Source organism: Pseudoalteromonas sp. S3260 (assembly GCF_005886925.1).
In the GTDB taxonomy this organism is placed as follows: Bacteria; Pseudomonadota; Gammaproteobacteria; order Enterobacterales; family Alteromonadaceae; genus Pseudoalteromonas; species Pseudoalteromonas tetraodonis.
The window spans coordinates 1-10,193 of the sequence record NZ_PNCV01000094.1 but is presented as its reverse complement, the minus strand read 5'-3'; the positions used below and the strand labels follow the sequence as shown (position 1 = coordinate 10,193).

9 protein-coding genes and 1 pseudogene are annotated in these 10,193 nt (G+C 40.3%); 8 read left to right on the top strand and 2 right to left on the bottom strand.

Translation table 11 applies throughout. From position 1 onward, the window contains the following. From CWC14_RS15000 to purF, 7 genes are all read left to right on the top strand, one after another. Nucleotides 1-1,659, top strand: a 1,659-nt coding sequence (locus CWC14_RS15000; RefSeq protein ID WP_283957453.1) for a FimV/HubP family polar landmark protein, incomplete at its 5' end; no start/stop codon positions are given. Nucleotides 1,660-1,825: 166 nt separating this feature from the next. Beyond that, nucleotides 1,826-2,620, top strand: a complete 795-nt coding sequence (gene truA / locus CWC14_RS14995) for a tRNA pseudouridine(38-40) synthase TruA (protein WP_076923124.1) — start codon at nucleotides 1,826-1,828, stop codon at nucleotides 2,618-2,620. A gap of 163 nt (nucleotides 2,621-2,783) precedes the next feature. Beyond that, nucleotides 2,784-3,659: an acetyl-CoA carboxylase, carboxyltransferase subunit beta gene (accD, locus tag CWC14_RS14990; RefSeq protein WP_008111068.1), complete on the top strand. Its 876-nt coding sequence runs from the start codon at nucleotides 2,784-2,786 to the stop codon at nucleotides 3,657-3,659. Nucleotides 3,660-3,684: 25 nt separating this feature from the next. Then, on the top strand, nucleotides 3,685-4,950 hold the full coding sequence (folC, locus tag CWC14_RS14985; protein ID WP_138563648.1) for a bifunctional tetrahydrofolate synthase/dihydrofolate synthase: 1,266 nt from the start codon (nucleotides 3,685-3,687) through the stop codon (nucleotides 4,948-4,950). Between the two features lie 11 nt (nucleotides 4,951-4,961). After that, entirely contained in the window at nucleotides 4,962-5,588 is a 627-nt protein-coding gene (locus tag CWC14_RS14980; RefSeq protein ID WP_138563646.1) for an SPOR domain-containing protein, read from the top strand. Between the two features lie 301 nt (nucleotides 5,589-5,889). Further along, on the top strand, nucleotides 5,890-6,384 hold the full coding sequence (locus tag CWC14_RS14975) for a CvpA family protein (protein WP_008111063.1): 495 nt from the start codon (nucleotides 5,890-5,892) through the stop codon (nucleotides 6,382-6,384). Nucleotides 6,385-6,402: 18 nt separating this feature from the next. Next, nucleotides 6,403-7,929, top strand: coding sequence for an amidophosphoribosyltransferase (gene purF, locus CWC14_RS14970; protein WP_138563644.1), 1,527 nt, complete (start codon nucleotides 6,403-6,405; stop codon nucleotides 7,927-7,929). Between the two features lie 87 nt (nucleotides 7,930-8,016). Here the strand turns inward: purF and CWC14_RS14965 are convergent, their stop codons facing one another. Then, nucleotides 8,017-8,616, bottom strand: coding sequence for a Yip1 family protein (locus CWC14_RS14965; protein WP_036981893.1), 600 nt, complete (start codon nucleotides 8,614-8,616; stop codon nucleotides 8,017-8,019). A gap of 199 nt (nucleotides 8,617-8,815) precedes the next feature. Here CWC14_RS14965 and miaE point away from each other — a divergent pair, with 199 nt between their 5' ends. Continuing rightward, a complete protein-coding gene (miaE, locus tag CWC14_RS14960; RefSeq protein ID WP_138563642.1) occupies nucleotides 8,816-9,586 on the top strand; it encodes a tRNA isopentenyl-2-thiomethyl-A-37 hydroxylase MiaE in 771 nt (256 codons plus the stop codon). Between the two features lie 243 nt (nucleotides 9,587-9,829). Here the strand turns inward: miaE and tnpA are convergent. Further along, nucleotides 9,830-10,193: pseudogene (tnpA, locus tag CWC14_RS19790) on the bottom strand (IS200/IS605 family transposase); the annotation flags it as partial.

Below are 10,193 nucleotides of genomic sequence, written 5' to 3'. Positions count from 1 at the left end.
GAAGTTGCAGCTGAGCCTGAACTTGAATCAGAGTCTGAGCTTAAAGATCAGCCTGAACTTGATGTTGAATCAGAAGATGATTTTACCGATACGTCTTCTAATTTACTCGATCCAGAAGACGCGCTTGATGAGTACAACGATGAAAACCTCGATAGCGTTGATGAGCTGCTGAGCGAGTTAGAACAAACAAGTGATGATTATGTAGAAGCACCTGATTGGTCAGTTGATGGCTTAGATGAGCAATCTGAAACAGAACCAGAAGCAGAGCCAGAACTTGAAGCTGAGCCTGAGCTTGAAGTAGAACCAGAACTTGAAGCAGAGCCAGAGCTTGAAGCAGAGCCTGAGCTTGAAGAAGAGCCAGAACTTGAAGCAGAGCCTGATGTTGGATCAGAAGATGATTTTACCGATACGTCTTCTACTTTACTCGACCCAGAAGATGCGCCTGACGAATACAACGATGAAAACTTCAAAAGTGTCGATGATCTTTTAAGTGAGCTTGAGCAAACAGGCGATGAGGATGAACAAGTACCTGATTGGTCAATGGATGACTTAGACGATGATCTTGATGAAGATGAAATTGATTTAGGTGATGATCCGCTTGCTGGCGATATCCAAAACAATGATTTATCGACAGATGACGATGAGCTATATGAGCCTGAAATAATCACCCCAAGTGAAGAACTTGAGGAGTATCCTGAGTTAGAGCTTGATGATGAGTTGCCTTTATCTGATGAAGAGCATCAATCACTAACACCACAAGAGCTACAAGGTGATAATTTAGATGGTGATGCCACAGGTATGTCGCCTAGTCAGGCAGAGCAAGATCTCGCTAATGCTCTATCAGCAGGTAATGATCTCGATAGCCTAGAAGATGACTTTGATGATGAGCTGTTACTTAACAATGAGTTTTCAGAGTTAGATATAGAGCAAGCTTTAGATAATGATATTTCAGAGTCTGCAGATCTGACTGAACAAGCTGCAGATGAGCAAGCTGTTAGCTCTAATGATGATTTTGACGATGATCAACTTGATGCGTTAACAGAGTCAGCTGAATTTACCGATCAGCAAACAAATGCTGATCGTGAAGCTGATTTAACGCAAACGTCAGTACCGTCAGAATCAGACATGATTTCAGATGATGAACTAGATGATGAGTTCATGGCTGATTTAACGCAAACAGATTTTGATTCATTACTGAATGAGTTGGCTGAACCTGATGATGTTGATTTAAGCGACAGCAGTGAATTCGATGTTGATTTTAATAGCTTACTAAGTGAAGACTTAGCTGACGAAAGCGCATCCTCGTTACAAGAGCCTATTGAGCAACCTGAGGTTACTGAGCCATTAGCGCAGGATGACTTTGTTGATATTGATGCATTATTAGAGCAAAGCGATGAAGCTGATTTAGATCACGAACCTTACACAGACGTCGATATGGATGTTGGTTTAGGTGAGTATGATTCACTTCTGGCTGGTGATAACCCTATGGATGTTGATACCCAAAGCGGGGGTTACTCAGCTAAGCTTGATCTTGCACATGCCTATATTGAGATTGATGATGCAGACTCAGCAGTTAAAATCCTGGATGAGATCATTAATAATGGCCCGGATGATGTGCAAGAAGAAGCGAAAAGCTTAAAGGCTAAACTTAAAAATTAATAACCAAGCTCCTGTAAGGTATGGTTGATATGAAAACCCGTTATTAGTGATGCTAATAGCGGGTTTTTTGTATTGCATAGTTAGGAACCTTAGTTCGCTGCTTTTATTGGGGCGCCATATAGCATAAAATGCAGCGTCGATTAGCACAGTAGGTAAAGCAGTAATTATGCGAGTAGCACTTGGAGTAGAATACAATGGCGCACGTTACAGTGGTTGGCAGCGTCAATCACACGTAAATAGTGTACAACAAGAAGTAGAAAAAGCGTTGTCGCGCATTTGTAATCATCCAGTTGAAATTGTATGTGCAGGGCGTACCGATGCCGGTGTACATGGCACTGGACAAGTAGTGCATTTTGATACACATGCTGAGCGTGAAATGGTGGCCTTTACATTAGGTATGAACACCTTATTACCCAAAGATATTGCTATTCGTTTTGCACAACCTGTGGCGGAAGACTTTCATGCCCGCTTTAGTGCAACTGCTCGTCGTTATCGTTATGTTATTTATAATTATGCGTTTCGTGGTGCGGTATTAAATGAAGGTGTTACCCATTTTCATCATCCTTTAGATGAAGTGAAAATGCAGCAGGCTTGCCAATATTTATTAGGTGAGCATGACTTTACCTCGTTTAGAGCGCTTCACTGCCAAGCTAATACGGCAACGCGAACGATTCATCATTTATCGGTACAGCGCCAAGGTGCTTATGTCATTATTGATATTAAAGCCAATGCGTTTTTGCATCATATGGTACGTAATATTACCGGGTGTTTAATGGATATCGGTTTACATAAACATGAACCAATTTGGTTAAAAGAGCTGTTAGATGTTAAAGAGCGGGCCAAAGCGAGCGCCACAGCAAAAGCGGCGGGTTTATATTTAGTAGATGTTGATTACCCAGAACACTTTAATATTCCTAGAACGCCGTTGGGGCCTTTGTTTTTAGCCGATACCGATATTTAAAAGGTAATCAGGTGATGATTTTTATACGCTATTATTCGTAGGGCTAACTACTAAGACCAGTTTTTTATACCGTGATAGCGTAATTCATGTTTTAATTGGAAAAATTTGTTTGCATGGTTAACATGTAGACTCGCGACACAGAACAGCATTAAGAGAGTTGCAAATGAGTTGGCTAGAAAAAATCTTACCAAAAACGACTAAATCTTCAGGTCGTAAAGAAATTCCAGAAGGTGTATGGGCTAAATGTACGTCATGTGATTCAATTTTATACAAAGCAGAATTAGAAAAGTCACTAAATGTATGCCCTAAATGCGACCATCATATGCGTGTTAGTGGTCGTAAACGTCTTGAACAGTTTTTAGATGACGGTGACCGCCACGAATTAGGCGCTCAACACGAGCCTAAAGATGTGCTTAAATTTAGAGACTCAAAAAAATACTCAGACCGTATCAATGCAGCTCAAAAGTCAAGCGGTGAAAAAGACGCGCTTGTCGCAATGAAAGGGAACCTAAAAGGTATTCCGGTTGCTGCTGTTGCATTTGAATTCTCATTTATGGGTGGCTCAATGGCATCGGTTGTAGGTGCCCGTTTTGTTGACGCGGTTGACCAATGTTTAGAGCATAATATGCCGCTGATTTGTTTTTCTGCATCGGGCGGTGCACGTATGCAAGAAGCCCTTATGTCACTTATGCAAATGGCTAAAACCAGTGCGGCACTGGCTAAAATGACTGAAAAAGGCCTACCGTTTATTTCTGTAATGACAGATCCAACAATGGGTGGTGTATCAGCATCATTGGCAATGCTTGGTGATATTAACGTTGCAGAGCCTAAAGCTTTGATTGGTTTTGCCGGTCCGCGTGTTATTGAACAAACTGTTCGCGAAACGCTACCAGAGGGTTTCCAACGCAGTGAATTCTTGTTAGAACATGGCGCAATCGACATGATTATAGACCGTCGAGAAATGCGCGATACGCTAGCACGTATCTTAGCAAAATTTATGAACTTGCCTTCTACGGAACAAGAGCATAGAGTAGCGTAAATTTCAGCTTTACTGATTACATGCTATGACAAAAACAATTCCTAGCCAATCATCAAGCCTTGATGATTGGCTTTGTTATTTAGAGAGTGTTCACCCTGCTAATATAGAAATGGGTTTAGAACGCGTTGCTCGTGTTGCTAACAACATTGGGCTTTTAACCTCCTCAAGTAAAATCATTCTTATTGCAGGCACCAATGGCAAAGGCACAACAGCACGTTGTTTAGAGTCACTGTTATTAGCCCAAGGTTATCGTGTTGGTACTTATGCTTCTCCGCATTTAATTCGTTACAATGAGCGCGTACGCGTTGATGGCGCAGAGCTTGACGATCAATACCATGTCGATGCGTTTAATTTATTAGAACAAGGTCGTAGTGACATCCCACTGACATATTTTGAATATGGCACCTTAGGCGCGTTAGCAATATTCAAGCGTTTAGAGGTTGATTACGTGCTGTTAGAGGTAGGTTTAGGCGGGCGTTTTGACGCGACCAATATTGTTACCCCCTATGCCAGCATCATTACCACGATTGACTTAGATCATAAAGAATACTTAGGTGACACGCGTGAATTAGTTGCTTATGACAAAGCGGGTATTTTTCGAGAGAGTACTCCTGCAATTATTGGGGACTTAAATATTCCACATACAATGACCGATTATGGTAAAGAAATTAACGCTAATATGGTGTTATCTGGCAGCGACTTTATTTTTAAAGAGCACGCGCAGAGTTTTAGTTGGCAATTTAAAGAGCATAATCTTGAGTTACCTAAACCAGCAATTCCATGTCAAAATGTAGCCACGGCACTAACCGCACTATCGGTATTAAACTTATTACCGAGCGATGAGGTGATTACTCAGTGTTTAGTGAACTTAGTCGTTGAGGGACGTTTTCAACAACTAAGTGCAGAGCCATTAGTGTATACCGATGTGGCACATAACCCTGAATCAGCTCGCTATTTAGCGACTAAATTAGCAAGCTATAAAGATAAAGGCTTTAAAATTCATGCATTAGCCGCTATGCTTGCTGATAAAGATAAGGTCGGTGTGCTTAAAGAAGTTAGTGATGTAGTAGATGAATGGTCGTTTGCGAGCTTAGAGGGCCCACGCGGCGATAGCGCTGCTAATCTACATCAGGCACTTTTAAGTATTCCTAATAGTTATTTTAAACAGGGTTATAATAGCGTAGAGGCAGCATTGGATACTATCTTGCCAAACCAGCCAAGTAACACACTATTAATTGTATTTGGTTCATTTTTTACCGTGGCTGGCGCTATTCATTACTTTAAAAAATAGAGAGGATGTCGGTGAACTCAGGTTTTATTAATCGCTTAGTCGGTACAAGTATTGTGGTGATCGCAGCAATTGTGTTTATTCCCAATATACTCGATGGTGAAAAAGCGCACTATAAAGAAGGCTTTAAAGCGATTCCAGAACGCTCTGAGTTCAAAACCATTGATTTACAAGAATCAATTGATCAGCAAGTGGCAAATACAGAACCATTAAAAGAGGATGAAATTGAAGATATTCAGCCTGATGATGCTGCATTTGAGCAACAAAACAGCTCTGCTGAAACTGACGTTACTGCACAGCCAGCAATGGTTGAAGCGGTCATAGCCGATGCAAAGCAAGGCACAGTAACTACCGGGCAAAATAACGCTACGCGTAATACTAATGAAAACTTAACAAGTATGGCGTATGTCATTCAGCTTGGTAGTTTTTCTCATGCGGCAAATGTAAAAGCGTTGCAGGCAAAGCTAAAAACGAAAGGTTTTAAAAGCTTTACTAGGCCAATTAAAACGCCAAATGGTACTTTAACTAAAGTATTTGTAGGACCGTCATTAAATAAAAATGAGCTGCAGTCTCAACTTCCCGCGCTGAAAGAGCTAACTAAACTAAACGGTAAAGTTACTCAATTTGAAGTGACCAAATAAATTCAATAAAAGGAAGTGTGTTTATCGCAAGATATTACACACTTACCTCGTCTTATTTTATACGTTTAACTAGACCTTTATCCCATTTTAGCTCGCTAACTTTACTTATCAATGCCCACACAAAAATAGCAAAATAGATGCGCTATAAACAAAATGTTTGTTGTTTTTATAACGGTGAATCTGCGCTATTTTTAATCTAATAATGGTGTGTGTTTACTCACCTGTAATCTCACGCTTAAACTTGCATCACAAGGAGGTTTAGGTATAGAATGCGCCCAAAATTAGCGACTAATTGGTTCTTATGATCTGGGTTGATTACGCCATTATTGGCATTATTGCACTCTCTACCATCATCGGTTTAATACGCGGCTTTGTTAAAGAAGCTATGTCATTAGCGGTATGGGCAGGGGCTTTCATCATCTCCAGCTTATTTTATCAATATTTAGCTTCCTTCCTAACATCCATTTCTGAACCCCTTTTAAGAAATGCGGCGGCCATTGCCATATTATTCTTTGCGACGCTATTGTTAGGCGGTTTACTAAACTATATTTTAGGTGAGCTTGTACAGCGAACCGGATTATCCGGCACAGACCGTGTTTTTGGTGTGGTGTTTGGTGCTCTTCGAGGCGTGTTGGTCGTGAGCGCGTTACTCTTCTTTCTTGATGCTTTTACTGGTGCGCCTAATACGCATTGGTGGGGCAACTCCATTTTGATTCCAGAATTTGGCTTTGTAGTTGAATGGTTCTTTTCGTACCTAGAAAACAACTCGAGCTTTTTAAATTCAGTAAACCGTTAATCGGCGAGGATAAATTACATGTGTGGTATCGTTGGAATAGTCGGAACATCGCCAGTTAATCAGGCGATTTATGATGGCTTAACCGTTTTGCAACACCGTGGCCAAGATGCTGCGGGTATCATAACTATTGAGAACAATACATTTAGCTTGCGCAAAGCAAATGGCCTAGTGAAAGATGTATTTCACACTCGTCATATGAAACGTTTGCAAGGCAACATTGGCATTGGCCATGTGCGCTACCCAACGGCGGGTTCTTCAAGCTCGTCAGAGGCTCAGCCGTTTTATGTAAACTCTCCATTTGGTATAGCGCTTGCACATAATGGTAACTTAACCAATGCCGAGTCGTTAAAAGAGCAGTTATTTTCAGAGGCACGTCGCCATGTTAATACGACTTCTGATTCTGAAATTTTACTTAACATCATGGCGCATGAGCTAAGTAAATCAGACAAACTAAAATTAGACCCTGAAGACATTTTCACCGCGGTTACTGAAGTCAACAATAAAGTAAGTGGCGGTTATGCCACTATCGCCATGATTATCGGTCATGGTATTGTGGCGTTTCGCGATCCAAACGGTATTCGTCCATTGGTGTTTGGTAAACGTGAATCAGCAAACGGCACTGAATACATGTTTGCCTCAGAAAGCGTAGCATTAAAGCCTGACGGTTTTGAATTTGTTCGTGACGTTGCCCCAGGCGAAGCTATCTATGTTACTGAAAATGGAGAGTTTCACTCTTTAAGCTGTGCAGATAAAGTGTCTTACTCACCGTGTATTTTTGAATTTGTTTATTTTGCGCGACCGGATTCAACCATTGACCGTATGTCAGTGTATGCAGCGCGTGTAAATATGGGGACTAAGTTAGGTGAAAAAGTAGCGCGTGAATGGGCAGACAAAGACATTGATGTGGTTATTCCTATTCCTGAAACCTCGTGTGATATTGCATTAGAAATGGCACGCGTGCTTGACTTACCGTATCGCCAAGGCTTTGTTAAAAACCGCTATATTGGCCGTACGTTCATTATGCCAGGTCAAGAGCTACGTAAAAAATCAGTTCGCCAAAAACTCAATGCGATTGACCGTGAGTTTAAAGGTAAAAATGTCCTACTTGTTGATGACTCAATTGTACGTGGTACCACCTCAGCACAAATTGTAGAGATGGCACGCGAGTCAGGCGCTAAAAATGTTTACTTTGCATCAGCAGCACCTGAAATACGCTTTCCAAATGTATACGGTATAGATATGCCATCTGCGGCAGAACTTATTGCACACGGCCGTGAAGTAGAAGATATTAACCAAAGCATTAGCTCTGATGGTTTAATCTTTCAATCGTTAAGCGATTTAATTGCTGCCGTTAGCCAAGAAAACCCAGAGATCACTAAGTTTGAAACATCAGTGTTTGACGGACAATACATTACTGGCGACATTGATCAAGATTACTTAAACCGTATAGATAAGCTGCGCAACGATTCAGCTAAAAGCATCCGTGAAAACGCGATGTCATCTAGTTTAGAAATACATAATCAAGATGAAAACGAATCTGATTAATAATGTAATGTCAGCCTGATAGTATTTTAAGGCTAATAAAAAAAGGAGCTTAACAGCTCCTTTTTTGCGTCTATGATAAAGGAATATTTAAGTAAACATGGGGCTGATAATACCGTTGGTCCATAGCATAGCGGTAAGTGCTAATATAATAACCAGTAAAATTAATCCACAGGTAACAACAGAGCTTGCATAAATAAAGCCGCGCTCCTGCGGAATGTGCATCAAAATTGGCACGCCGGTGTACAGTAAATAAACTGAGTAGGCCAGGGCCACTAATCCAACACACACCACAAACCACAGCTCAGGCCAAAAAGCAGCCAATGCTGACATAAATACCGGTGTAGCGGTATAAGCTGCCAGCTCAATTGTTTGGGTAAAAGTCGGTTTAGCACCAAAAGTAACCGCCATCCAATGGGCTAAATAGGCCAGTGCAAATACACCGCCAATTAAAGCGAAATACATGGCTGCGGCAATCATCAGTGCGCTTTCATGGGTTAAAAATACTGGATTACCTGTACCTATACTCCAGCCTAAGTAAACCGATGAGTAGTACCCCATTGCTGAGGGAAATAAAGCGATAAGCAAAATATGCGATAAGCTATAGGTTAAGCTTTCGTGACGGTTATCAATTGTTTGCCATTCTTCGAGTGGGTGGGCGTATAAGCCCCATAGGTGATTTAGTATCATTGCGTGCTCTCCATAAAAGGATATATTACTGTTTGGTTATAATTGGTTTGTTTTTATACAGTCCATTTAGTTATGGTTCAGTAAGTATACAAAGTCAAGTTATCCACATGCTTGCAATAAGAGCGAGTGTTTATTTTATTCAGCGTAATATTTCATGTTAAAATGCCATAATCGCAATTTTTAGCAATGAGTAGTCAGCGTGCCACATAGCCAGCTTTTAGAACCAATTAACAATTTTTTATTATGCAGTACTCCCGATGAGTGGGTTGAACAAGCAATCAAAAAAGAAAACTTACCCATCATATTAATTGATCACTTAATATGTGAATTAAAAGCGGCGCAAAGTGCCATGTTTTTAATTCGTAAGTATGCGGTAGATAAAGACAGCAGTGATGCACTGCTTGAATGGCTTAAACCGTTTGAAACGCTTATTTATAAACGTGAGGGAAATTGGCGTGATTTAGCGGCTAAAAATAAACTCACTAAATCCATTATCCCTAAATCTAACTCGCCTTATGGCCAAGATTTAATTGATAAAATGGTAATGCTGATAAAAGAAGAGCTGCATCATTTCTATCAAGTCCTCGAAATTATGGATGAATACGGTGTTGAATATAAAAGTATAACGCCATGTCGTTATGCCAAAGGCATGCTACGCAATGTTAAAACGTTTGAGCCTAATGCCTTAGTTGATAAGCTTATTGTAGGTGCTTACATAGAAGCTCGCTCGTGTGAACGTTTTGCCAAGCTTGCCCCGCATGTAGATAAACGCTTAGGGGATTTTTATATTTCATTGCTGCGCTCTGAGGCACGTCATTACCAAGATTATTTAACCCTTGCTCAAGACATTGCTGATTTTGATATCACCGAGCGGGTAAAAGAATTTTCTGAAATAGAAGCACAGTTAATTTTATCTGATGACGAAGACTTTAAGTTTCACAGTGGAACACCGTTAAGTAAAAGTGCTTAGTATACTTGAGTGCTACAAATGCGTTATGTTGTTGTAGCACATACTTTAGTATCAAAATTATTTTTAAATTAGACACTTCCAAAACTCTCTCTTAATATTTAAGCAAGTCGAATTTTGAGTTATCAACGATCTATATTGCTTTGTAATTCATTTTAATAAAAGGGCCATACCTTATTTATCGAAATTTTCCGAGAAAACCCATTGTTCGACGCGAAGCGGCGTCGATGGGATGAATCGGAATAGTTAGCCCTGCTCTTGAATGTATTTTCGAATTGTATCAGCAGCCGCATTTCCAACAGAGCAAACAAAATATCCGTCAGACCAAACTGTCTTTTTAACCCAGAATTGCTTTTTAAACCATTTAAATCTCGACCATAGACTTTGCGTTGTAGATTGTTTAATTCACCTAACGTAACTCGCAACGCTGATATTGGGAGAAATCGTTAGCAATATGTGTATATGATCTTTGTCCACCTCCATCTCTTCGATATTAAATTCTGAGCGCTCTGCAATTTCAGTGATTTTTTGTTTTACAAAATCACCTACATCACCTTTTAACAATTGTTTTCTATATTTAACTACAAGAATTAAATGTAGCGCTATTAAA